26 protein-coding genes are annotated in these 24,658 nt (G+C 50.5%); 7 read left to right on the top strand and 19 right to left on the bottom strand.

The window, feature by feature from the left end; genetic code table 11:
* Positions 1-3 precede the first annotated feature (3 nt).
* Both DUE52_RS28545 and DUE52_RS28540 read right to left on the bottom strand, forming a co-directional pair.
* Entirely contained in the window at positions 4-798 is a 795-nt protein-coding gene (locus DUE52_RS28545; RefSeq protein ID WP_114409508.1) for a thymidylate synthase, read from the bottom strand.
* A 162-nt stretch (positions 799-960) separates the two neighbouring features.
* Complete coding sequence (locus tag DUE52_RS28540; protein WP_229312341.1) at positions 961-1,422, bottom strand: OsmC family protein; 462 nt, start codon at positions 1,420-1,422, stop codon at positions 961-963.
* A gap of 90 nt (positions 1,423-1,512) precedes the next feature.
* On the opposite strand from DUE52_RS28540, the gene DUE52_RS28535 reads away from it, so the two are divergent.
* Positions 1,513-1,848: a hypothetical protein gene (locus DUE52_RS28535; protein ID WP_114409507.1), complete on the top strand. Its 336-nt coding sequence runs from the start codon at positions 1,513-1,515 to the stop codon at positions 1,846-1,848.
* Here DUE52_RS28535 and DUE52_RS28530 read toward each other — a convergent pair.
* The 14 genes from DUE52_RS28530 to DUE52_RS28465 all read right to left on the bottom strand — a co-directional run bounded on the left by DUE52_RS28530 (position 1,845) and on the right by DUE52_RS28465 (position 15,037).
* The gene (locus DUE52_RS28530) at positions 1,845-2,414 is read right to left on the bottom strand and encodes a precorrin-2 dehydrogenase/sirohydrochlorin ferrochelatase family protein (protein ID WP_114409506.1); all 570 of its coding nucleotides are present in this window, start codon (positions 2,412-2,414) and stop codon (positions 1,845-1,847) included. The two genes, DUE52_RS28535 and DUE52_RS28530, sit on opposite strands and share 4 nt — an antisense overlap.
* A 124-nt stretch (positions 2,415-2,538) precedes the next feature.
* A complete protein-coding gene (gene cobA / locus DUE52_RS28525) occupies positions 2,539-3,288 on the bottom strand; it encodes a uroporphyrinogen-III C-methyltransferase (protein ID WP_114409505.1) in 750 nt (249 codons plus the stop codon).
* Positions 3,289-3,388: 100 nt separating this feature from the next.
* Positions 3,389-5,533: a ferredoxin-like domain-containing protein gene (locus DUE52_RS28520; RefSeq protein WP_114409504.1), complete on the bottom strand. Its 2,145-nt coding sequence runs from the start codon at positions 5,531-5,533 to the stop codon at positions 3,389-3,391.
* 213 nt (positions 5,534-5,746) lie between these two features.
* A complete protein-coding gene (locus tag DUE52_RS28515) occupies positions 5,747-7,000 on the bottom strand; it encodes a sulfate adenylyltransferase subunit 1 (protein ID WP_114409503.1) in 1,254 nt (417 codons plus the stop codon).
* Positions 7,001-7,510 carry a hypothetical protein gene (locus tag DUE52_RS28510; RefSeq protein ID WP_114409502.1) on the bottom strand — a complete coding sequence of 170 codons (510 nt, stop codon included), beginning with the start codon at positions 7,508-7,510 and terminating at the stop codon, positions 7,001-7,003.
* Positions 7,486-7,722 carry a DUF4160 domain-containing protein gene (locus DUE52_RS28505; protein WP_114409501.1) on the bottom strand — a complete coding sequence of 79 codons (237 nt, stop codon included), beginning with the start codon at positions 7,720-7,722 and terminating at the stop codon, positions 7,486-7,488. The genes DUE52_RS28510 and DUE52_RS28505 overlap by 25 nt, the downstream gene beginning before the upstream one ends.
* A gap of 32 nt (positions 7,723-7,754) precedes the next feature.
* The gene (gene cysD / locus DUE52_RS28500; protein ID WP_114409500.1) at positions 7,755-8,666 is read right to left on the bottom strand and encodes a sulfate adenylyltransferase subunit CysD; all 912 of its coding nucleotides are present in this window, start codon (positions 8,664-8,666) and stop codon (positions 7,755-7,757) included.
* A gap of 105 nt (positions 8,667-8,771) precedes the next feature.
* On the bottom strand, positions 8,772-9,485 hold the full coding sequence (locus tag DUE52_RS28495) for a phosphoadenylyl-sulfate reductase (RefSeq protein ID WP_114409499.1): 714 nt from the start codon (positions 9,483-9,485) through the stop codon (positions 8,772-8,774).
* Between the two features lie 66 nt (positions 9,486-9,551).
* The gene (locus DUE52_RS28490) at positions 9,552-10,661 is read right to left on the bottom strand and encodes a Gfo/Idh/MocA family protein (protein ID WP_114409498.1); all 1,110 of its coding nucleotides are present in this window, start codon (positions 10,659-10,661) and stop codon (positions 9,552-9,554) included.
* Positions 10,658-11,113, bottom strand: a complete 456-nt coding sequence (locus DUE52_RS28485; protein ID WP_114409497.1) for a PIN domain-containing protein — start codon at positions 11,111-11,113, stop codon at positions 10,658-10,660. The genes DUE52_RS28490 and DUE52_RS28485 overlap by 4 nt, the downstream gene beginning before the upstream one ends.
* 5 nt (positions 11,114-11,118) lie before the next feature.
* Positions 11,119-11,328, bottom strand: coding sequence for a UPF0175 family protein (locus DUE52_RS28480; protein ID WP_114409496.1), 210 nt, complete (start codon positions 11,326-11,328; stop codon positions 11,119-11,121).
* 55 nt (positions 11,329-11,383) lie between these two features.
* Positions 11,384-12,577, bottom strand: coding sequence for a trans-sulfuration enzyme family protein (locus tag DUE52_RS28475; RefSeq protein ID WP_114409495.1), 1,194 nt, complete (start codon positions 12,575-12,577; stop codon positions 11,384-11,386).
* A gap of 94 nt (positions 12,578-12,671) precedes the next feature.
* Entirely contained in the window at positions 12,672-13,730 is a 1,059-nt protein-coding gene (locus tag DUE52_RS28470) for a sulfite exporter TauE/SafE family protein (RefSeq protein ID WP_114409494.1), read from the bottom strand.
* Positions 13,731-13,861: 131 nt separating this feature from the next.
* Entirely contained in the window at positions 13,862-15,037 is a 1,176-nt protein-coding gene (locus DUE52_RS28465) for a S8 family serine peptidase (RefSeq protein WP_114409493.1), read from the bottom strand.
* A 207-nt stretch (positions 15,038-15,244) separates the two neighbouring features.
* Here DUE52_RS28465 and DUE52_RS28460 point away from each other — a divergent pair, with 207 nt between their 5' ends.
* The 6 genes from DUE52_RS28460 to DUE52_RS28435 all read left to right on the top strand — a co-directional run bounded on the left by DUE52_RS28460 (position 15,245) and on the right by DUE52_RS28435 (position 23,035).
* Positions 15,245-16,318: a plastocyanin/azurin family copper-binding protein gene (locus DUE52_RS28460; protein WP_114409546.1), complete on the top strand. Its 1,074-nt coding sequence runs from the start codon at positions 15,245-15,247 to the stop codon at positions 16,316-16,318.
* A complete protein-coding gene (locus DUE52_RS28455) occupies positions 16,315-17,871 on the top strand; it encodes a PQQ-dependent sugar dehydrogenase (RefSeq protein WP_229312340.1) in 1,557 nt (518 codons plus the stop codon). Before DUE52_RS28460 ends, DUE52_RS28455 begins: the two co-directional genes overlap by 4 nt.
* A gap of 143 nt (positions 17,872-18,014) precedes the next feature.
* Positions 18,015-20,906 (top strand): leucine--tRNA ligase, encoded by a 2,892-nt coding sequence (gene leuS / locus DUE52_RS28450; RefSeq protein WP_114409492.1) that lies wholly within the window; start codon positions 18,015-18,017, stop codon positions 20,904-20,906.
* A gap of 145 nt (positions 20,907-21,051) precedes the next feature.
* A complete protein-coding gene (locus tag DUE52_RS28445) occupies positions 21,052-21,855 on the top strand; it encodes an exodeoxyribonuclease III (RefSeq protein ID WP_114409491.1) in 804 nt (267 codons plus the stop codon).
* Positions 21,852-22,520, top strand: a complete 669-nt coding sequence (gene pnuC, locus DUE52_RS28440) for a nicotinamide riboside transporter PnuC (protein WP_114409490.1) — start codon at positions 21,852-21,854, stop codon at positions 22,518-22,520. Before DUE52_RS28445 ends, pnuC begins: the two co-directional genes overlap by 4 nt.
* Positions 22,517-23,035: an AAA family ATPase gene (locus tag DUE52_RS28435; protein WP_114409489.1), complete on the top strand. Its 519-nt coding sequence runs from the start codon at positions 22,517-22,519 to the stop codon at positions 23,033-23,035. The genes pnuC and DUE52_RS28435 overlap by 4 nt, the downstream gene beginning before the upstream one ends.
* On the opposite strand, the gene DUE52_RS28430 is transcribed toward DUE52_RS28435, so the two are convergent.
* The 3 genes from DUE52_RS28430 to DUE52_RS28420 form a co-directional block, all read right to left on the bottom strand.
* Entirely contained in the window at positions 23,024-23,641 is a 618-nt protein-coding gene (locus DUE52_RS28430; RefSeq protein ID WP_114409488.1) for a 3'-5' exonuclease, read from the bottom strand. The two genes, DUE52_RS28435 and DUE52_RS28430, sit on opposite strands and share 12 nt — an antisense overlap.
* A 6-nt stretch (positions 23,642-23,647) precedes the next feature.
* Complete coding sequence (locus DUE52_RS28425) at positions 23,648-24,097, bottom strand: RES family NAD+ phosphorylase (RefSeq protein ID WP_114409487.1); 450 nt, start codon at positions 24,095-24,097, stop codon at positions 23,648-23,650.
* A gap of 90 nt (positions 24,098-24,187) precedes the next feature.
* Entirely contained in the window at positions 24,188-24,628 is a 441-nt protein-coding gene (locus DUE52_RS28420; protein WP_114409486.1) for an Xre family toxin-antitoxin system antitoxin, read from the bottom strand.
* Positions 24,629-24,658 lie beyond the last annotated feature (30 nt).

Genomic DNA, 24,658 nt, shown 5'->3' with positions numbered 1-24,658 from the left:
CCGTTAAACTGCTACGGGTGCTTTGATGGCCGGATACGGATCGTAGTTCTCCAGCTTGAAGTCTTCGTATTTGAAATCGAAGATCGACTTCACCGCCGGATTCAGTTTCATCACCGGTAAATCGCGTGGTTCGCGGGAAAGCTGCACCTTTACCTGATCCAGGTGGTTGAGATACAGGTGAGTATCACCGCCTGTCCAGATAAACTCGTGCGCTTCATAGCCGCATTCCTGCGCAATCATCATCGTGAGCAACGCGTAGGAAGCAATGTTAAACGGAACGCCCAGAAACACATCGGCACTGCGCTGGTATAACTGGCAAGATAGTTGATTTTCAGCCACATAGAACTGGAACAACGCATGGCAGGGCGGCAACGCCATGTTGGGAACGTCGGCCGGATTCCAGGCCGAGACGATCATCCGGCGCGAGTCGGGGCGGTATTTCAGTTGCTTCAGAACGTCCTGTAACTGGTCGATGAGCTGGCCGTTCGGTGCTTCCCAACTCCGCCATTGTTTGCCGTATACCGGGCCCAGTTCGCCATTTTCATCGGCCCATTCGTCCCAGATCTTCACCCCGTGTTCGGTCAGGTACCCGATGTTCGTATCGCCCTTGATGAACCACAGCAATTCGTGAATAATCGACTTCAAATGTATTTTTTTCGTCGTAACGAGCGGAAAGCCTTCCTGTAAATCAAACCGCATCTGGTGCCCAAAAACACTGAGTGTACCCGTACCGGTTCGGTCGGTTTTACGGGTGCCGTTTGCCAGAATATGTTGGAGCAGGTCGTGGTACTGTTTCATAGTGCCAAAATAAAAAAAGGCTTTCGGGTTAAAAAGCCTTTCGGGAGATAAAAGATTCCGGACAAAAGAGGTGAGACAAGAGAAAAAAGACAAAGCGTTCATGTTCTGACTACTAACGTCCGGTTTTTCTCACATCTCTTGTCTCACCTCTTTTGTCTATTTTTATTTTTCAATCGTCAGTGAATACGTGATGCTGGCCGTCGGACGAAGCTGGGCCGTAGCCGAACAGTATTTGTCCATGGACAGGTCGATGGCCCGGCGCGCCTTGTCTTCGTCCAGATCACCTTTCAGAATATAGTGCAAATGGATGGACTGAAAAGGAGCGGGCGTAACATCGGCGGGTCGTTGCCCTTCGACAGTAATGCGGAAGTTCTCAATCACCTGACGCTGTTTTTTCAGAATCAGAATGACGTCAATGGCACTACAGCCGGCCAGCCCCATCAGCAGCATCTCCATCGGCCGCGCGCCGGCGTTGTGACCGCCGATGTCAACAGCACCGTCGATGTGGATGGGAACATCGGAAACTCCCGTGCCTTCAAAATGGAAAGCGTCGTCGACGCGATTCAACTCCACTTTCATGGTTTTTACTTTCGGAGAAACGGTATTGGATTGCTCACTTAGCATGGTTTTTTCGTTAGTGGTATACGGACCCGTTACAAAATTGCTTGTTTCTTATAAATTACGTAATTTCACTCGAATAAATTCCTGACAATCATGTCGGACCGACTCTTTGATTTAAAAAACGACCGGCGGTTCAGCGTTTACCTATACCGCGCCGGGTTCGGTTTTTGGCTGCTTTACATTGTGATGGGGGCCCGTTTCATGCATGATCTGGTGGCGTATCGGACGGATTGTGCGGTGTTCTCTTTCTTTTTGATGGTGTTGGCCCTGTCAGCCTCGATGTATTACGATTACTACCATCACCCTGCCGAGTTTGAGCAGAAAAAGAAGTGGTTGATTGCGATGTATCTGGTTCTGGCCGGGTTGATCTACGTTTTCATTTTGCGGAAAGAACCGCTCAATCTGGCGGAATTGCTGCCCCGGTTTTAGGATTTCATCACCTTAGTAATCTCGTTCAGCCGCTCCATTTTGTGTTGAAAATCACCCTTTAGGCGGTTTCGGATCGCTTGCAGGTTGTCGAGGGTTTCCTGCAGGGAGTCCGGCAATATGTCCTCCAGCACTTCCCGAAACCGCTTGGCAAATGTCGGCGATTTGCCGTTGGTCGAAATGGCAATTTTCAAATCCCCTTTCTTGACAACCGAACTCAGGTAAAAATCGCACAAATCGGGTGTGTCGGCCACATTGACGAGAATCCGGCGGGTTTTGCAGTCGGTTTGTATTTGAACATTAACGGCTTTATCGTTTGTCGCTACGATGACTAAATCGTTGTTGTCCAGATACTTGATTGTATAGGAGTCGTAGATCAGGTGGAGATTGGCGTGTTGTTCCGCGAGAGCCACAATTTCCTGCCGGATTTCGGGCGAAACCAGCGTAACCGGTGCGTTGGGCGCATTGGAGAGCAGCGCTGTCACTTTTTCCAGTCCCACATATCCGCCACCCACCACCAGTGTTTGCAGATTCTCAATCTTCAGGAAAATAGGGAAGAGGTTGTTCATAGAGGGGGAAAGAAGCAAATGATACCATTTTACAACCTACTTCTAATTTTTACATTCATCATTTATTATTAAAAAAACAATGTAAAATAATAAATGATGAATAATAAATGTAAAAGTAATGGGCTTAATCCCGTTCCAGAGAGTTCTGTAAATCAGCCAACTGCAACTCCCGCAGCCGGGCTACTTCGCCAACGACGATGATGGCCGGGGAGCTTATTTGTGAACTAGCTACCTGCTCCAGAATGGTCGAAACCGTTCCGGTAACCACTTGTTCTTCCGTGAGTGAACCGTTTTGGATGATGGCAACCGGCAGTCCGGCTTTGCCACAGTCGCCAAAAACCGTCATGATTTCGGCCAGCTTGTGCATGCCCATCAGGATAACGACAGTCGCTGTCGACTGGGCGGCAAGGTGCAGATCCTGAGAGAGTTGTCCGGTTTTCGTAGTGCCGGTAACCACCCAGAAACTCTCGCTGACGCCCCGCGTGGTGAGCGGAATGCCTGCCAGTGCCGGCACGGCATAGCTGCTCGATAGACCCGGGATCACTTCGGTTTCAATGCCAAATTGCCGGGCGTATTCCATCTCCTCATACCCGCGCCCGAAAATGAACGAATCGCCCCCTTTCAGCCGAACAACGTGGCCGTAATTCTGCGCATAATGGACGATCAACGGGTTGATTTCTTCCTGCGTACAAGAGTATTCGTTCAAACGTTTGCCAACGTACACTTTCAGCGCATCCGGCTTGCAATAGTCCAGTAAATCGGGGTGTACCAATGCATCGTACATGACCACATCAGCCTGCTGCAATGCCTTCACACCCTTCAAAGTTATCAAATCCGGATCACCGGGACCCGCACCTACCAACGTTAATTTCATTAGAAATAAGTTAAGAGTTAAGAGTTAAGAGTTAAAAGTTAAAAGTTGTCTGCGTCAGCCAACTCTTAATTCTTAACTCTTAACTCTCAACTCATCATTCTTAGCTGTCTTTCGCAATAACCAGTTCCCGCAGTTGCGGCAGACCGTCCTGTTCAATTTGTCGTTCGCGGTACGCTTTCACGTTCTCGATGAAGGATTCGGCCTGGGCGATGAACGACTGTGCGAATTCTTCGGTCGGTTCGTTTTTATTGATGCTGAACACCAGGGCTTTGAAGCCACCTTCTTCGGTATGAAAACCGGGTTCACCGATGAAGTTTTTGTCGAAATCGCTCACAACACCGTGCTGGGTATTGGTGTTGATTTCTTTCGTCATCAAACTGCCTTTGGCCCCGGTAATGAACACGTTGTACGCGTGGTAAATGGCGTCGGCCCAGCGGCTTTCCCGGAAGGCTTCGTTGGCCCAGCCCAGCTTTTCGGCGGCTTCGGTCAGGGTGGTGGCAACGAGGTCGATCATGACACTCGCACACTCGCCGATTCCGATTTCGGTCACAAACTGTTCGGTATGATCCCAGTCCGTATAGTCTTCCTGCGACAGGGTTTTCAGATCAGCCAGCGGTTTTAGTAACGTGTAAAAGTAATTTTTACCCTGACGGGCGTAGTAGTCGCTGTAGTATTCGCCTTCGAATCCGTTGGTTTCGTAATCGTTCAGCAAAATCCGGAGTCCGTCGGGGCCGCGTTTGGTTGGAATTTTAACGACTTTATCGCCAAATAGCCCTTCGCCCTTGCCGTTGAAACCACCGCCGAGCAACACCTGCAAAGCTGGAATGACGTAAGCGCCGTTTTTCACGGAGCTACTGTGAAAACCGATGTTGGCGACCGAGTGCTGTCCGCAACCGTTCATACAACCCGAAATCTTGATTTTGATGTCGCTGTTGTAAATCAGATCGGGAAATTCGGCGGTCATCATTTTTTCCAGCACCCGTGTAATCCCGTAGCTGCTCGAAATAGCGAGGTTACAAGTGTCGGTTCCTGGGCAGGTGGTGATGTCGGCGGTTGAGTCAAAACCGGGTGTTGCCAGTCCGAGCGTGTCGAGCCCGGCATACAGAGCGGGCAGGTTTTCCGGACGAACGAAGCGCAGCAGATACCCCTGATTGACGGTCACCCGGATGTCATCCCCCGCGTATTGTTTCACCAGCGACGCCAGTGCCCGGGCTTTGTCGGAATGCATGTCACCCAGCAAAACGCGCAATTGCACCGCGTACCAGCCTTTTTGTTTCTGCTCGAAAACGTTGGTTTTCAACCACGCCTGATACGGCGCGTCGGTTGACAATTCCGCCGGATTTACCTGGGATGACGGTTCGTCCGTGGTGAAGGTAAAACCCAGATCGGTATCAATTGCATATGTTTTGTTCTTCAATGCCAGCCGTTCTTCTTCTACCCGGCGTAGAAATTCTTCCAGACCAATGTCCTGTAACAGGAATTTCATCCGGGCTTTGTGCCGCCGGGTCCGTTCGCCGTAGCGGTCGAAAACGCGGATACAGCCTTCAATAAACGGAATGATTTTATCTTCTTCCAGGAATTCAAAAGCGGTTTCGGCCATGTAAGGCTGCGCGCCCAAACCGCCACCGACCATCACCTTGAAGCCCCGTTGGCCTTCTTCGTTGATGCGGGGAACCAGACCAACGTCGTGCATGTAGCCGTAAGCCGCATCTTTCTCGCTCGATGACAGGGCAATTTTAAATTTCCGGCCCATTTCCTGGCAAATCGGATTGCGGAGCAGGTAGTCGAAAATGGAGTAGGCGTAGGGCGTGATGTCGAACGGTTCGTCGGGATCAATGCCCGCTTTGGCCGAACCGGTCACATTCCGGACGGTGTTGCCACAGGCTTCCCGCAGCGTAATTTTGGCATCTTCGAGGTCCGACCAGAGTTGGGGCGTGTCGGCCAGTTTGACAAAGTGCAGTTGGATGTCCTGACGCGTCGTAGCGTGCAGGTTTCCGGTTGCGTATTTGTCGGAAATATCGGCAATTCGAATCAATTGATCCGCCGTAATGCGTCCGTAGGGCAATTTGATCCGGATCATTTGCACACCCGGCTGGCGTTGGCCATACACCCCGCGTCCCAGTCGGAATTTGCGGAAATTTTCTTCGGCCATGTCGCCGGAAGCAAAACTGCCAATTTTTTCCTGTAGAACCAGAATATCGCGTTTTGCGGCTGCGCTGACGTTATCGGTGAATTGAACTGACATGATCTATTGCTTTAGTGAGATAGTCGATAGAATTAAAAGACTAATATTCTGAATAAAAGGCCGGAAGTTTTTCCGGCACTTTTAGCTATGGTTTACATACAAATGTACTCATTTATGAGTTCCGTTACCGGCAGGAGCAGACCTACTTTTTATTATTGGTCATTCCCTGCGGTTATAGCTAGACCAATCCCCTGATCCACAGGAATACATCACTTACGCCACTTCACCCTGTAACATCAACGCACCCACGGTGACGTTCGAGGTTTCATCGATCAGGATCGCACCACCGTTGACCCGGTTTTTGCCGTATGGATCAAAACTGACCGGTTTCGCCGTTTTTAGAATGACACGGGCAATGTCGTTCAGTTTCAGGCTCTCGGCATCCGTAAATTCTTCGTAGGTGTTGACGTTCAATTGGTAAACGATTTCGCGTACCGCACAACGCGTCCGGAATGTACCGTGCTGAAGCGTGTATTTACTGCCTACTTTCAGCGGTTTGGCGTCCATCCAGCAAAGCAGCGCTTCGACGTTCTGGCTCACAATCGGCTGGTTGTCCGACTTCACGATGAGATTGCCACGGCTCACATCCACATCGTCGGCCAGATGCAGAACGACCGACATCGGTGCAAAGGCTTCGTCATAGTGTTTTTCGGCAATTTCGATGGCGTCTATCGTCGACGTTTCGCCGGTTGGCAAAACCGTTACGGCATCGCCTTTGCGGAAAATACCGCTGGTAATTTTACCGGCGTACCCGCGGTAATCGTGCAGTTCAGGGGTTTGGGGGCGGATCACATACTGAACGGGGAAACGGGCATCCGTCAGGTTCTCATCCTGATCAAGTACGACGGTTTCCAGATGGCTGAGTAACGGCTCACCTTCATACCACGGCATGTTGACCGACTTATCAACCACATTATCACCATTTAAGGCACTCAGCGGAATATAGGTTACTTCGCCAACATTCAGCTTTTGCGCCAGCTCGTTATAATGGATGCAGATGTTGGAAAAGACGTCTTGCGAATACCCCACCAGATCCATTTTGTTGATGGCTACCACGAGGTGCGGAATACCGAGCATAGACGCAATCAGCGAGTGACGGCGCGTCTGTTCGACTACGCCATGACGGGCATCGACCAGCACCACCGCCAGTTGGCAATTGGAAGCCCCCGTCACCATGTTGCGGGTATACTGAATATGCCCCGGCGCATCGACGATGATGAACTTGCGTTTCGTGGTCTGGAAATACCGGTAAGCCACGTCGATGGTGATGCCCTGTTCGCGTTCTGAGCGCAAACCGTCGGTCAGTAAAGCCAGGTCAATTTCACCGTCATCGCGGCTTTTGCTGGCGCGTTCGATGGCTTCCATCTGGTCGGCCAGAATGGATTTTGAATCGTATAACAGGCGGCCGATCAGCGTGCTTTTGCCGTCGTCGACACTACCTGCGGTAATAAATCGGAGTAAGTCCATTTAATTTTCAATCTTAATTAATTCATTTCCCATCTGAATGAATAAAGCCCTTATTTTTCTTCCTAATTCAGGAGCTTCTGAATCTCCAAATGAGAATTGTATCGATTTCCCTTTTTTAGAAAATGTTAATTCAATTGCAGGCTTTTCAGGTTTTCTTCGCGGATTAGTAAAAGTGCTAATTTCTTCAGGGGAAACGGATCTGCCTATTTTTTTACTGTCCTTGTACAAAACATCCGGGTCAAGATCAAGAGGTTGCGTTCCGGGAATTCCAGGGACTTTAATTTTTACGCCAGAAAAGGCAAGCGCATTTTCTTTTATAAAAGCGGTCATAAAAACTTTTGGAACAGCCAATTTGGCTAAATATTTATTGGCTCCCGCTTCCCACTCTTGCACTTCCTGAGAAAAGTCATTAACTCTGATTTCGCCATTAGACCAAAGGATTACGGCTTTATAGGGCTCAATCTCTAGTAATTTTTTCGGTCTGATTAGCTGCCGCCGTATTCTTTCCATAGTTTCATTAACCGTTTTTTATTTTCAGAGTCAGTCACATAGTCAGTTACTTTACTGAGTTTTCTTTTTGGAAATGAGCCTGCATACACTGTTGCATCCGCAATGACAACTAGAACTTCATTCTCAGCAGAAGTTGCGTGGATGTGCGGTGGAACATGGTCTCTGAAGAAAATTTCGATTTTAATTCCATCAATAAAAGCTACAGTTGGCATTTAACTAAGAGTAACAGCAACAGCCTGTCTAATCAAAAATACCCACCCTTTTTCCGGTCTTCCATGGCGGCTTCCGACACCTGATCGTCGATCCGGGTTTCGCCCCGTTCGCTGATGCGGGTGGCCTGAATTTCGGCAATGGCGGCTTCGAGCGTATCGGCGTCTGACTCTACGGCTGCGGTGCAGGAAATGTCGCCAACGGTCCGGAAACGAACCCGCCGGGTTACAATCTGATCACTTTCTTCGGTTTGAATCACGCCTTTGGCCGTCGCCAGCAGCTTGCCGTCGCGCAGAATCAACTCACGTTCGTGGGCAAAATAAATGCTGGGCAGGTCGATATTTTCACGCTTGATGTAGTTCCAAACGTCCAGTTCGGTCCAGTTCGAAATCGGGAAAACCCGGACGTTTTCACCTTTGTGAATCTTGCCGTTGTAAATGTTCCACAATTCCGGACGTTGAAGTTTAGGGTCCCAGGAACCAAATTCGTCACGAACGGAAAAGACGCGTTCTTTGGCGCGGGCTTTTTCTTCGTCGCGCCGGGCGCCACCGATGCAGGCATCGAACTCAAATTCTTCGATGGTATCGAGCAGGGTAAACGTTTGCAAGGCGTTCCGGCTGGCGTTGCGGCCCGTCGGTTCTTTCAGTTTCTTTTCGCGAATGGTATCTTCCACATACCGGACAATCAGCTTTTCGCCCAGACTTTCGGCCAGCCAATCCCGGAAATCGGTGGCTTCCTGAAAGTTATGACCGGTGTCGATGTGAACCAGTGGAAACGGGAATTTGCCGGGGCGAAAGGCTTTAAGGGCCAGATGCACCAGCGTGATGGAATCTTTTCCACCCGAGAACAACAGCGCGGGCCGTTCAAACTGGCCGGCTACTTCGCGCATAATCTGAATCGCTTCCGATTCGAGTTGATCTAAATAATCAAGTTTGTAAGTACTCATAAGTTCTCTCTGCTTACCTCCAAAATTTCTCTGCTTAACTCTGCGAAACAACTCCTTGAACTATTTCGCAGAGTTAAGCAGAGAAATACAGAGTTTAGCGGAGGTTTATTTGGCGTGTAAACCACATTCCTTTTTCGAATTATCTTCCCACCACCAGCGACCGGCCCGGAAGTCTTCGCCTTCCTGAATGGCGCGCGTGCAGGGCTGGCAACCAATTGACACAAAACCGCGGTCGTGAAGCGGGTTGTACGGCACATTGTTCTGGCGTACATACGCTTTCACTTCGTCAAACGACCAGTTCATCAGCGGGTGAAATTTGATCAACTGATGAGCATCATCGGCTTCCAGTTGGGTCATGGTCTGGCGGTTTTGCGACTGTTCGGCGCGAATACCGGTCACCCAGATTTTGTTGCCTTTCAGCGCCCGGTTGAGCGGTTCTACCTTCCGGATAAAACAGCATTCTTTCCGGTTTTCGACCGATTCGTAGAAACTGAACGGGCCTTTTTCGTTCAGCAGTTTCTCCACCGATTCGCCTTTCGGGAAGTAGGCTTCAATTTTGGTGTCGTACCGGCTGTTGGTTTTCTGCCAAACCTGATACGTTTCATTGAACATCCGGCCGGTATCCAGCGAAAAAATCCGGATTGGAAGGTTGTTGGCCAGGATCATGTCCGTAATCACCTGGTCTTCGTAGCCCAGGCTGGATGAAAAAACCACCTGGCCGGGAAATAATTCGGCCAGCGTTTGCAGGCTTTCAACTTCGCTCTTGCCCGCCAGGCGTTCCGCTAGGCTGTCGATTGTATAGGAAGGTTCCGCGATCATATTCTACGACGGATTGTGCGGGTCACCCCGTTTAGTCCGCAAAATTTATAGTAAGCTATAGTTGTCCTATTTTAAAGCAATGGGTTTGCCTCCTTCTTTGGCCGAACGACGGGCTGCATCCAGAATTTCCATCACAATCATGTTCACTTGCAACGATGACAAATCATCGACGGATTTAGTTTCACCCCGCACCACCTGCGCCAGATAGTCGAACGGATCGGTGACCGGCGCATCGGTTTTGGCCGCTTCCGCCGTTTGTTCCGTCTTATCGTCTTTCAACCGAATCCGCATTCGGGTACCATCGAGCGTAAACACATACCCGGTTTCGCCGTACACTTCCATGTCCTTGCGACTAAACGGCCAGTTCCACGACGCCTGAATAACGACCTGGGTTTTGGGATACGTCAGCACAATGGTCGCATCGTCGTCCACTTTTGGGTACACATCCGGTTTGATCTGTAAGGTAACCGCACTGACAGTCGTTGGCCGTTCCCCTTTCAGCAGCCAGGTCGCCAGATTGGCGCCGTAGCACCCAAAATCGAACAAGGCCCCGGCTCCGTTGGTAACCGGATCAGTGAGCCAGGCCACAAATTCCTTGTTCATCCGGCTGGGGCCATCGTGGCCGTCGTGTACGACAATCCGGCGGATCGGGCCGATGGCGCCGTCTTTTACCGCAATCTGGTAGGCTTTGTGGTTGCTGCCATACCAGGTGGTTTCGTAGTTGGTCAACAAATGGATTTTGTGCTTTTTGGCTAACGCTTCCATCTGCCGGGCCTGATCGATGCTGACCGCCAGCGGTTTTTCCACCATGACGTGAATGCCGCGGGGCGCACAGAGTTTTACGACGTTGATGTGGTTGCTGATCTCGTTGAATGCCGTCACCGCATCTGGTTTGGTTTTGTCCAGCATTTCCTCCACTGTCGAATAGACCAGGCTCATCGGTAAACCGTACCGTTGCATATACCGCTCGGCCACTTCCCGATTGGGTTCGGCAATGCCAACGACTTCGATATCCGGGTCGCCGGTTTTTTTCGCCCGGTTCAGAATCCAGCCGACGTGCGAATGCACCAGACCCACCACCCCAATGCGGAGCGGTTTTTTGGTGGTTTGAGCAGAAAGCTCCAAATTGGATATGACCAGAATTATAAGAATTAAACTGATTTTCAGATGTTTCATAACTCACCGGCTTTAATGAGAATAGCTCTTTCTATCTCTTTAGAAAATCGAAAATCAGTTTTTAAACGTAATTCATTTAATAATCGGCTCATTGAATGAACTAAACCTGTTTCTTTGGCTTTCAACAAGACTCCGAGTGTACCAATAATTGAAATATTCAATTCCTTAGCCACGGACCGTCCTTTAGCTTCATCAATTATTAATATACATTCAGGAAGTGAATTGGCCAGTGCGATGGAAGTAGCTTCACCAGCATCTAACTTTTGTTGCAATTCACTCAGAAAAGCACTTGGCTGGATTGGGAGAATTTCAATCCAATCTGGTAACAGAAATTTACATTCATTAGCTACAATATTTGTTACAGTAACCGTTTTGTAAAGTTCTCTAAGCAAAGTAAGGAGTCCAATTTTACGAAGCACAATAAGACAACTTGTATCCGCAATAATTACCATTTCGATTATAAATTTTCAATATCCTCCGGTGTTTCTCCAAAAATTGAAATACCGTAGTGGCCGATTGACTCAAGAAATTCTACTTTACTGATGCCTGCCATTTCGGCGGCTTGCCCAGAGGAGAGAATCCCTTTTTCGAACAACAAACCCGCCACCTGCATTAACAGATCGTGTTCATTAACTGAATCTGGTAACTGAATGGTTAGCGTTTTCATAACCGTCTATTAATTAATTTAGACCAGAGAAAAACCAATAAATGAAACTAAAAGATTACTCTACTGGCAATTTCACCGCTATTGCCGACTTTGTAACCGCCTGTTCAAAATCTTCGACCAGATCATCGGCGTCTTCCAATCCGACCGACACCCGAATCAAACCTTCCGTGATGCCCAGGGCGGCTTTTTCGTCCGGTTTCAGTTTGGAATGCGTGGTCGTAAACGGATTCGTTACAATGGTCCGCGTATCCCCTAAGTTAGAAGAAAGTGAGGCAATTTTCAAGGATTCAAACAGGGACTTCACGCGTTCAAAACCGCCTTCCACCTCAAACGTGACAATGGCACCACCGGCTTCCATCTGCCGTTTCGCCAGTTCATACTGCGGATGGGAGGGCAGGAAGGGGTATTTCACGGCATGGACATCCGGGTGTTGCTCCAGGGCCTGCGCCAGTTTCAGGGCGTTGGCACAATGGCGATCCATGCGAAGCTCCAGCGTTTCCAGGCTTTTCGACAGCGTCCAGGCGTTGAACGGGGACATCGACGGGCCGGTATGCCGGGCAAAAAACCGGATCGGGGCCATCAGTTCTTCCGAGCCGACGATAACGCCACCCAGCACACGTCCCTGTCCATCCATGTATTTCGTCGCAGAATGAACCGAAAGGTCGGCACCGAGATCGAGCGGTGTTTGCAGAATCGGCGTGGCAAAACAGTTGTCGACGTTCAGGATAAAACCGTATTTCTTTTTCAAACGAACCAGCATTTCCAGATCGACGAGTTCCAGACCCGGGTTCGAGGGTGTTTCCAGGTACACCATTTTGGTGTTGGGCTGGATGGCCGCTTCCCAGTCCGCTTCCGAAGCCTCGGCATCTACGTAGGTGTACGTGATGCCCCACTTCACCAGAATTTGCGAAATGATCTGGTGCGCCGACCCGAACAAGGCCCGGCAGGCTACGATGTGATCCCCCGATTTCAGCAAAGCCGCCATACTCGCAAAAACCGCAGCCATTCCGGTTGCCGTCGCGATGCCGGCTTCGGCGTTCTCAAGCATACACACCTTGTCGACAAATTCCGTCACGTTCGGGTTGGAGAATCGGGAATAAATGTTTCCTTCTTCGGTTTCCTCAAACAGGGCTTTTCCCTGCTCCGCGCTTTCAAATGTGAAACTGGAAGTCAAAAACAAAGGCGTCGAATGTTCGCGGTACTGCGATTTCTTCGTCTGGATCCGGATGGCTTTCGTTTGTCTTTTCATGAATGGAAATGTAGACAAGAGAGATGAGACAAGAGAATAAAGAAAGTGGCAGCCGTTGATTTGCGTCTTTCTTCTCTTGTCTATCCTCTTATCTCTAAAATAAAACTGTAATAATATTCCGCAAACTTACGATTATTACGACAACGCCGACCATAATCATCATGGCTTTTATCGGCAATCGGGTCGAAAGAATGGCGGCAATGGGGGCGGCAATCATACCGCCCAGGATCAGACCAATGATGATTTGCCAGTGGGTCAGACCGATCAGTGTAACGAACGTCAGAGAACTGGAAAGCGAGATGAAAAACTCCGCCAGATTGACCGACCCAATCGTGTAACGCGGATGCCGTCCGCTGGCAATCAGCGTCGAGGACACGATGGGTCCCCAGCCTCCGCCACCGATGGCGTCCATCGTTCCGCCAAACCAGGCCAGTAACCCGATTTTTTTGATGGGCTTTTTCTTGATGCGTTTCGCCAGGGCTTTCTGGATGATCAGCACGCCCAAAACGGCGGTGTAAACCGCAACCGCCGGTTTGATATACACCGAATATTGTTCCAGCGACACCAGCAGATAGGCGCCCATGCAGGCACCAATGACACCGGGAATCAGGACGGCTTTGAAGAGTTTGCTGTTGACGTTCCCGAACCGCAGGTGCATATAACCCGACACTCCGCTGGTGAAAATCTCGGAACTGTGAACGCTGGCGCTGACAGCCGCCGGACTGACGCCCACGGTCAGCAGGAGCGTCGAAGCCGTCACCCCGTAAGCCATGCCCAATGCCCCGTCGATCATCTGGGCTATAAAACCGCCCGCCAGATAATACCAGAAATCATTGTTGAGTTCAAGGGAATCCATGACCAGCGTCAGCCGGTCGAGCGTGAGGTAACTGAACAGCAAATGCCCGACAATCATCAGGGCCAATGCTGAAGAAATATAGATGGCAATTTCGGTCCGGTTGCGTCGGCGAAGCAGGACAGAGCGTGGGGGAACGTCGGGAATCAGGTCAATTTCGGATTCCGGAAACGCCTGACGCAAAGCTTTCACCTGCTCAGCCGCCGACTCTCCCTGAACCGTTATTTTCAATCCATTTAAGTTCAGCCCGACGGGGGTAGAGGCTTCTGGCGAAGAGTCGGAGGCTGAGATAGATTGCATAAGTAATTAGCTATATATAGTTAGTAGAGAATTCTTCTCATGAAAAACGGCATTAAGAAATGCCGTCGGGATAATCGAATTCGAGTGCAAAGGTGGGCAATCGGTTGGATTAAAACAAGAAAAACGTCCGATTATTCGCCCCCGGCAATTGGGTCTGGCGTTCCGTCAGGATCATTCCTGACAAAGCCGTTGGTGGGAATGGTGCGACCCCGGATCAGTAGCAAACCGGCCACGTGCGGAGATGCCATCGAAGTACCGGAAAGAGAAGCATAGCGGCCGTTCAAATACGTTGACGTGATCCGAACGCCATACGCGCAGATGTCGACCGTCGGGCCAAAATTGGAGAACGAAGCAAAATTGCCGCTTTGATCCATGGCCGAAACCGTAAATACATTGGCGTGATTGACATTGGCTGGCGCGTATTTTTCGGCGGATTCCCCTTCGTTCCCGGCGGCAATCGCAAATAGGATTCCTTTGTCAGCGGCTTGTTTGATGACCCGTTCGAGACTCGCCGACGTTCCTTCACCGCCGATGCTGATGTTGACAACATCGCCCGCTTTGCCGTTGATATTGACGTAGGAAACCGCCTGAACCAGTGCCGACAGTTTGCCTTCACCTTCATTGTCCAGTACCCGCAGGGCCACCAGCGTAGCACCCGAAGCAACGCCGGTTACCCCGATGTTGTTGTTTAACGCACCAATAATGCCGGCGATGTGAGTTCCGTGGCCATTTTCGTCATCGGCGGTTTTGCCGGTCAGAAACGACTGGCTCCGGCCCGTGTCGACATTCAGGTCGGGGTGATCCAGATCGATGCCCGTGTCGAGAATCCAGGCGGTTTTGTCCGGGTTCAGATCCCCCCGTCCGTAGCCGGTTTGTCTGACATTCCAGGTCAGGGTGGAGGTGACGGCCACATCGACGCAACTGCAAATGGAGATAATCCGGTCGGGTTCGACGAGTTCAACGGATGGGTCGGCTTTCAGCGTTTCCGCTTCGGCCGCGCTGACGTGCGCCAGAAAACCGGTCGATTCGCCGGAAAATAACACCTGCGCATTCGGATCGTTCAGGCCGTGGCGGGTTAAAAGTTGCTGAACGGCGGCCCCAACCCGCGCATTCGGCGCAACGGGTAAGTTCTCCGTGGATTTGTAGGTTACAATGTATGAACCGGCAATGGCCTGTCCGTTGGTGACGGATGACTGAACCAGGCAATCACCCGCTGGCCCAATGGCGTCCTGATCAGACTGACACCCGATTAATAGAGAGAGAATTGCGACATTGACAGAACAAGTCGATAAAAATGTCCACCGCATACGAATTGATTTCTAAGAAAGCCGGGAAATGAAAAAAGTAGCGGTAGATCGATAAGATTCATGTAGTTACAGTGAAAAGACCTCATTAATTAACGAATGGAAAAATCGAAAATTGTACCCAGTTTCATGCGATTGCGATTTTGCAGAAATGAAACCAGATTAGTAGAAAAAGCCGTTAATTTGCTTTTTTTCCTATACTTTTCCCTCATGAGAAAATACGCAGTTGTAGTGCTTTTCGTTGCACTTTGCGGCCTAAAAATTCCGGTAGCCCTTGCTCAGGATACAACCTTGACAATTCGGGCCATCGAAGGCCTGAAGTACGATGTTCCGCGTTTCGTGGTGCGCCCCGGCACCCGGGTCCATCTGACCCTCGATAATTACGACGACATGGCTCACAATCTGGTGGTTACGCTACCCAATTCGCGGTTGCGGGTGGTCAACACGTCGCTGGCCCTCGGCGATCAGGCCGTCAAGCTCAATTATGTGCCCCGCACCCCGGATGTTGTGGCGCACACGGCAACGGTCGATCCGGGCAAATCGGAAAAAATCAGCTTTGTGCTGTCGCAGGATGGGATTTACTCCTACGTCTGCACCTATCCCGGCCACGGTTTTGTGATGTATGGCGTCATTTACGTTACCCGACGGCCCGCAACGGTTCCCCCGCTGGACAAAGATCCCAATGTAGCAGCCAACCGCAAAGACGATATGGCTGGTCATGCCGGACACATGCCCGACCATCCGTACGACCTGAAATACCCGGCGGTGTATCGAACCTTCATGCCCGACTCCGGCCCCGCATCGATTGCGGTCGGACTGACGCCCAAACAGGCGTATTGCTGGGATGCCGGGTCTTGCCGGTTGCGTTACGCCTGGACGGGTGGGTTCATCGACCAAAGCGACCATTGGGACGGAAACGGTAAAAAACCGACGCACGTGGTCGGCGACGTCTATTTTCGGGATCAGGGCGGTTTTTCGATCCGCTTTGGTACTGCCGACCGGCTGCCGGAAGTGCATTTCAAAGGCTACAAACTCATCAACCGCTACCCGGAATTCAGGTATACCGTGAATGGAATCGAAGTTCGGGAACTGATCAAACCGTTGCCGACGGGGCGGGGGCTGGTTCGGCATTTCAGCCTGGGGGCGGTTTCAGGCCCGGTTTATTTTGCCTGTAAATCCGGCGACGGCGTCAAATACCGTCCGTCGGTGGGCAAAATTCAGGACGGCATGGTGCGACTGCCGGTCGGAACGAGGAACTTCACGATAACGATGACTGCGGAATGAAAACGACAACTACGAGTTTGATAGGAACACGGATGACACGGATTGGACGGATCAAACGGATTTTAATTTATCTGTTTTTATCCGTTCTATCTGTATCATCTGCGTTCCCATCAAAAAACTTCCCCGCCGATACGATTACGGATTATTACGAGGTTGAAACCATTCAGATGCCCAAAGGGCTGACGGCAGAAACGGATGGTCTGGCGATTATGCCCGATGGCCGGATTGTCGCGGGGTTTCACCGGGGGGAAATCATGATGTATAACCCCAAAACGAAAACCTGGAAGCTGTTTGCCGAAGGGATTCACGATCCGCTGGGGATTATGGCGGTTAGCAACAGCGAGATTCTGGTAATGCAACGCCCGGAACTGACCCGCATCAAAGACACCAACGGCGACGGCGTTGCGGATGAATACCTTACCGTGACCGATGACTTTGGGCTGTCCGGCAATTACCACGAATTTGCCTTTGGTCCCGTGAAAGACAAACAGGGAAATCTGTTCATTGCCCTGAATTGTGCGTCGAACGGAGCCGGAATATTCCCGGAAGTACGCGGGAAACTGGACACCCTGGGCCGACCGGGCCGGATGTATTCGGCGGTACCATACCGGGGCTGGATCATGAAACTGACGCCCGATGGAAAGTTGCACCCCTATGCCAGCGGTTTCCGGTCACCCAACAGCATCGGTTTTGATGCCAATGGAAATCTGTTTGCTTCTGACAATCAGGGCGATTGGCTGGGGACGAGCAAGTTGTATCACGTTCAGGAAGGAAAGCACTACGGCCATCCGGCGAGCCTGTTGTGGAAAGAAGGGTTTCCGCACATAACACCCATCAAGTTACCGGTCAAAATGCTGGACAGTCTCAGGACGGTCGAGAGCGTGGCCTTTCCCCACAGCCGGATCGCGGATTCTCCGACGCAGCCGGTGCTGGACAATACCGGTGGCCGATTCGGACCTTTTGTCGGGAAAATGCTGGTTGGGGAGATGAATCATCCGTATCTGGTTCGGCTGATGCTCGAAACCGTCGATGGGCATATTCAGGGGGCCTGTGCGCCGTTTCTGGTCGGAAGTGGTTTGCGGAAAGGAAATAACCGGCTGGCTTTTGCGGCCGATGGAAGCCTCTGGATCGGCCAAACCGACCACGGCTGGGCGGGCGACCGCGGCATTCAGCACGTTCGCTGGAAGGGGAAAGTGCCGCTCGAACTGGCCGACATGAAACTGACGCCGACCGGTTTTGCGCTGACGTTCACGCAGCCACTCGATGCGGTTACGGCGAAGCAAGTGGCTAATTTTCAGTTCAAACGCTATTATTACGAATACCACGAAGCCTACGGCTCCAAGCAGTTCGACGTGCAGCCTGTGGCGGTTTCAAATGCCGAACTCTCGGCCGATGGGAAAACCGTGACGCTGAAACTGTCGGAACTCAAGGCCGGGTACATCTACGAACTCGAACTGGGCAAACTTCGCTCCACCACCCAGCAAAGCCTTCTGAATCACCTGGTTTGCTATACCCTCAACCGACTTCAGAGAAATACGCAGGCGAATCCATAAGAAAATCCTACTTTTGCGAGTGAGTTGTTTCGCAGAGTTGAGCGGAGATAAAAAGAGTTAAGCAGAGTTTTTTTTCTTCGCTTAACTCTCTTTTTCTCCGCTCAACTCTGCGAAACAACTTTCTTTAAAACGCATACACTCTTATGTCTGAATACAACCACAAAAAGATTGAAGAAAACTGGCGGGCGTTCTGGGAGAAAAACCACACCTTTCGCACCGAAAACGACGCTTCAAAACCAAAATATTACATTCTCGACATGTTTCCCTATCCGTCGGGTGCCGGTTTGCACGTCGGCCATCCGCTGGGATACATTGCCTCTGATATTGTTACCCGCTACAAACGGCTGAAAGGATTCAACGTGCTGCACCCGATGGGCTTCGACTCGTTCGGTCTGCCTGCCGAGCAATACGCCATCCAAACCGGTCAGCATCCGGCGATTACGACCGAAGAGAATGCGACCCGCTACATTGAGCAATTGAAAAATATTGGCTTCAGTTTCGACTGGAGCCGCGAAGTCCGCACGTCCGACCCGAAGTTTTACAAATGGACGCAGTGGATTTTTATGGAGCTATTCCGCAGTTGGTACAACAAGGAAACCGACCAGGCCGAACCCATCGAGACCCTGATTGCCAAATTTGAAAGCGCGGGTACCTACGGAATTCAGGCCGTGTCCGACGACGACGTGCCCCATTTTACTGCCGAAGAATGGAACGCCAAATCGGAACGCGAGCAATACGAAATCACGTTGAAATACCGCCTGACCTACGTGGCCGACGCCGTCGTGAACTGGTGTGCGGCTCTGGGGACGGTTTTGGCAAACGACGAAGTGAAAGACGGGGTTTCGGAGCGGGGCGGTTATCCCGTCGAGCAGAAACTGATGCGCCAGTGGATGATGCGGATTACCGCCTACGCCGACCGGTTATTGCGCGGACTGGACACCGTCGATTGGTCGGATTCGCTGAAAGAACAGCAACGCAACTGGATCGGAAAATCGACGGGAGCAGAGGTTAGTTTTGAGGTACTTAAGGAAGAAGGGAATAAGGGAGGAGGGGAGGATTCGTCCGTTCATCCGTTCGTCCCTTCTTCCGCTTCTCCTAAAATTAAAGTCTTCACAACCCGTATCGACACCATCTTTGGCGTGTCGTTTATGGTGCTGGCACCGGAACACGAACTGGTGGCCGAACTGACGACACTGGCGCAAAAACCGGCTGTCGATGCGTACGTCACGGCCGCCAAAATGCGCTCTGAGCGCGACCGGATGGCCGACGCCAAAACGGTTTCGGGGGTGTTCACGGGCAGCTACTGCATCAATCCGTTCAACGGCGAGCGCGTACCCATTTATCTGGCCGATTACGTGTTGGCGGGTTATGGAACCGGTGCAGTCATGGCCGTTCCCTCGGGCGATCAGCGCGACTGGGCGTTTGCCAAACACTTCGATTTGCCGATCATTCCGATTCTGGATGGTCAGAAAGATATTGATAAACAGGCGGATAACACCAAAGAAGGTAGGTATATTAACTCCGGAATCATCGACGGCCTGACGTATCAGGAAGCGGTGCCGGTTCTGGTCAAGTTTTTGGAAGAACACGGCATTGGAAAAGCCAAGATCAATTTCCGGATGCGCGACGCGGTTTTCAGTCGCCAGCGGTATTGGGGTGAACCCGTTCCGGTTTATTTCAAAGACGGTTTGCCATATTTATTGGACGAACAGGATTTGCCGTTGGAATTGCCGCCGGTCGATAAATACCTGCCCACCGAAACCGGTGAACCGCCGTTGGCGCGTGCTGAAGGATGGAAATACACCCCTCAGTCCCCTAAAGGGGAAGAAAAATACGAATACGAACTAAGCACCATGCCCGGCTGGTCGGGTTCAAGCTGGTATTGGTACCGCTACATGGACTCGCAGAACGACCAGGAATTTGCCGATCAAAAAGCCATCGACTACTGGCGCGATGTGGATTTGTACGTAGGCGGTTCCGAACACGCGACGGGCCACTTGCTGTATAGCCGGTTCTGGAACAAGTTCCTGAAAGACCGGGGCTTTGTGCCGGAAGAAGAACCGTTTAAGAAGCTGGTCAATCAGGGCATGATTCTGGGCCGGTCGAATTTTGTGTATCGCTTGAAAGACTCAGTTGGCGAAGGGAAAACGCCGGTTTTTGTTTCGAACGGCTTGAAAAACCAATATGAAGTAACACCCTTGCATGTCGATGTCAATATCGTTGAAAACGACGTGCTTGATGTCGAGACCTTTATAAAAACACGTCCGGATTTGGCTGAGAATGCCGAGTTTATTTTAGAGGACGGCAAATACATCTGCGGAGTCGAAATCGAGAAAATGTCGAAATCGAAGTTCAACGTCGTCAATCCGGATACGATTGTGGAACGCTACGGTGCCGACACGTTGCGGTTGTACGAAATGTTCCTCGGCCCGCTGACCGACGCCAAACCGTGGAATACGAACGGCATTGACGGTGTGTACCGGTTTTTGAAAAAGTTCTGGCGGTTGTTTTACGAAGAACCAACGGAAACCCGCCCCGGTCGCTGGCTGGTGACCGACGAAAAACCGACACCTGCCGAATTGAAAGTGTTGCACAAAACCATCCGGAAAGTGGCGGAGGACATTGAGCATCTGTCGTTCAATACCTCGGTGAGCGCGTTCATGGTGTGTGTCAACGAGTTGTCGGCCTTGAAGTGCAATAAAAAAGCGGTTTTACAGGAATTGGTCGTGGTGCTGGCTCCGTTTGCGCCCCACATCACGGAAGAACTCTGGGCGGCATTAGGCAACGAAGCCGGTACATTAAGCTACGCCGAATTCCCGGTTTTCAATCCGGCTTATCTGGTGGAAGACACCATCGAATACCCGGTGCAAATCAACGGGAAAGTTCGCACGACGCTGACGTTTTCGGTCGATACCGCTGCTTCGGACATTGAAAAAGAAGTCCTGGCGAATGAGGTGGTTTTGAAGTGGCTGGAAGGAAAAACGCCGAAAAAAGTGGTGGTGGTGCCAAAGCGGATTGTCAATGTGGTGATTTAACAACTTGTCACTAAATCCAGCCTTTGCCCCCGACCCCTAAAGGGGCACGGACGCCGAGCCATCGGATAAAGCGACGTCCGCGCCCCTTTAGGGGTCGGGGGCAAAAGAGGAGGAAAGCCATATTCTTAGAAAATTACGTTGTCTAATGACCAATACCGACACATTCAATCACTCCAGCGAAACCGTCAAAATCCTGACCTACAACCTCAACGGCATCCGGTCGGCGCTGAGTAAGGGATTGGTCGAATGGCTTTCGCAAAATTCGTTCGACATCCTGTGTTTTCAGGAAGTGAAAGCCACCCACGACGTGGTCGATTTGCTGCCGTTTGAAGAATTGGGCTATCAATATCACTGGCATGCGGCCGAGAAGAAGGGCTACAGCGGGGTGGCGACGTTTTCTAAACTGCCGCCGGATCAGGTCGTTTTGGGGTGCGGCATGTCCATTTATGACTGCGAAGGCCGGATTCTGCGCACCGACTTTGGCGATCTGACCTTACTGAATTGCTATTTTCCGTCGGGAACGACCGGCGAAATTCGGCAAACCGTAAAGATGCAGTTTCTGGATGATTTTTTCGACTACGTTCAGGAGTTGCGCCAAACCCGACCGAATGTCATTGTCGTCGGGGATTACAACATCGCGCACACCGCCATTGATATTCATGATCCGGTTCGCAACAAAACGTCCTCGGGCTTTCTGCCGGAAGAGCGGGCGTGGCTGACGAAGTGGTTCGATAGCGGTTTTATTGATTCCTACCGCTACAAGAATCCGGACAAAATCGAATACAGTTGGTGGAGTTACCGGGCCGGTGCGCGCGCCAATAACAAGGGCTGGAGGATCGACTACATTTCCGTCAGCGAACCCTACAAAGACCACATCGTGGCCGCCGGACACCTGCCCGACGCCGTTCATTCCGACCACGGCCCGGTCTGGCTCGAAGTCGCGCGATGAAGGATTTTTTCGATATTGACTCGATTTTTTTTACGGTTCTCGGGTATCCGATGAGTTACCTCGAATTTGTCGGAACCGTCGTTGGCGCCTTTGCCACCTGGTGGTCGGCCAAAGCGAACATCTGGAGCTGGCCCGCTGGTCTGATTAGCGTGACGACGTTTTTCTTTCTGTTTTATCAGATTCAGTTGTATCCCGACATGTTCCTGCAAATCTTCTTTTTTGTCATGAACCTCGTGGGCTGGTGGGAGTGGACGCACCCGAAAACCGGGGAAGAAGACCAGAAAAGAGAACTGAAAGTCAGTCAATTATCGCGAAAACAGTTTGGCATGATTCTATTCGCCGGATCGCTGGCGACGGTTCTGTTCGGGACAATTGCCGGGAATCTGCACGAATGGTTTCCGATTCTGTTCAACAAACCCAGCGCGTTTCCGTATCTGGATTCCTTTACGTCGGTGATGAGCATTGTGGCCACATTTCTGCTGATTCGGAAAAAAGTAGAAACCTGGTATGTCTGGCTGCTGGTCGATGCCATCAGTGCCTACATGTATTTTGTGAAAGGGTTGAAAGTGGTTGGTATCGAATACGCGTTTTACTGTCTGATTGCCCTGGTTGGAGCGTATCATTTTACGAAGGAGTACCGAAGTTATCCCCAGTCCGCCCGATGATCGGAAACGTTAAGTTGATCTGCCTGTATGGTTCTGAAAGCGTTGGCAAAACCACCCTGGCGGAGCAACTGGCTGCGCATTATCAGACGGTTTTTGTGCAGGAAGTCGCCCGCGATCTGATTACGTCCAACGACCTGACGCTCGACGATTACGTGACGATCGGCCACGCCCAGACGAAGGCGGTTCTGGACGCAACCCAAAAAGCGAACAAACTGCTGATCTGTGATACAGATCTGATTACAACCGAATTATACGCCGAGCATTATTTACAGGAAGTTCCGCCGGTTCTATTCGAACTGGAAAAACAGATTACCTATGACCGGTATTTCCTGCTGAACATTGACGTGCCCTGGGTAGCCGACGGTCTGCGCGATCTGGGTCATCGCCGGGAAGAAATGTATAACCGCTTCAAAACCGCCCTGGCCCAACGGAATATCGATTACGTCGATGTATCGGGCGATTGGGCCACGCGCTGGAAGATTGTGACGGGGGAGATTGATCGCTTACTCGCCTAGCTTCAGGTGGTCCGCGAGTTTAAAGACCTCCTTCAAACACTTCGCCGTTAAAACTGCATCTTCGAGGGCGTTGTGAATGTCGGATTCGCGTTCAAAACCAAAATGGCCGGCAATTTCTTTCAAACTCAGCCGTTGTGGAACGGGTTTTTTGTTCTTTTTCAGAATCCGAAACGCAAAATAACTAAGGGTGTGCAGGTCGACCAGCGTGCGCGAATACGGCCATTTGAGTTTCTCCAGGCGGTAGGCTTCTTTCAGGAAATTGATGTCGTTGATCACGCTCTGACCGCAGATGATCACCTCCCGCAAATACGGATTGTTGTCCGTCGTTTTCTGCGTTTTCTGGATGCCCAACTGCTTGATAATCCACTCTTCCAGTTCCGGCAATACGTCGTAAATCATCGGCGCATCCTCCAGGTCGGCCAGCGACAGGTTGTGGATTTTCTCGGACGAACTCGAAAATGCGTCTTCGTTTTCGGGATAGACGTTGGTCAGATACTGCCCTTTTTCAACCCAATTATCGTCGAAAAGAACGGCACCCACCTGAATAATTTCGTTCCAATCCGGCTCCGGGCCGGTCATTTCAAGGTCAAGCACTAAAAAAGGCATACAGGTTTATTTTAATCGACGGTCGAATGAAATGGGTTGAATGCTAACGACTTCCAACGTTTTATGTTCCGGATGTAATGGATTTAACAAATAATTGAATTCAGTGGGAGAGTGGGCTGATGGAACACGCATAGCCCAGAACTGCATTTCAGTTATCCACCGTTCAGTAATATCGGCTAAGGTTTCTTTGTAAGGTATATTTCTCCAATCCGATGGCAAATCTTCAAGCCTAGTCTGACGAATTGAAGCCATTTCAGGAAGCTCTACCGTTACTAGACTCACGTTGATGGGCAATATTTCTGAATTGGCTAGCATCTCAAGCATAGCTAAGGAAACGTGTTCGGCAAAGTAGAGAAGCAATGTGCCTTCGCGGTGCCACCGTCCCGAAGCATAAAGTCCACCAGTGCCGTTAAGATCGTTAGCGTAATTTGTTTTTGTGATTCTATAAAGTCTCATGTGGGCAAAAGTAATCCCAGGTTGTACACCTTTTTTTATGAAACGCTTTTCAGTTATAGGCAGTAAGTAGTTTTTGTTATAGAATAGCTGTCAAGTGTAAATACCGTGCAAAATGGCGTTCAAAACATTTAAAACCTGTTTGCGACCGATCATTGAATCTAATAGATCAATCGGTTTTTGGCTTTGTAGGGCTATTATTTTTGCATTTAACCAATACTCAAAGTCTTCTTTGATTTCAAAAACCTCCATGCCTTTTGCGTAAATTTCAGATAAAGCAATGGCTTTTTCCGTTTCGTCCTGATTTAATTTAGCCTGATTTCGGATGCGACGTTGGTATGTGCTTTCCGAAATGGCAAGAATATGGCTCATCGTTTTATTCGTGAAACCCATATTTTTTTGAAGGTGAGTGATAGAATCCATTGGTAACCCTTCTCTGGCAACAGCCAACAAATCAAATTCATGTCTGACCTGATGATTGATCAGACCTTCACCTCCCAATGCTAATACAATCTTCTGAAGTGGCACCTGCATAGTTATTTGAATAATTTAATCCTGTCATTT

The sequence above is a fragment of the Larkinella punicea genome (assembly GCF_003334855.1).
Taxonomy (GTDB): Bacteria; Bacteroidota; Bacteroidia; order Cytophagales; family Spirosomataceae; genus Larkinella; species Larkinella punicea.
The sequence above is the reverse complement of the archived record's forward strand: the minus strand, read 5'-3'. Positions and strand labels throughout refer to the sequence as shown.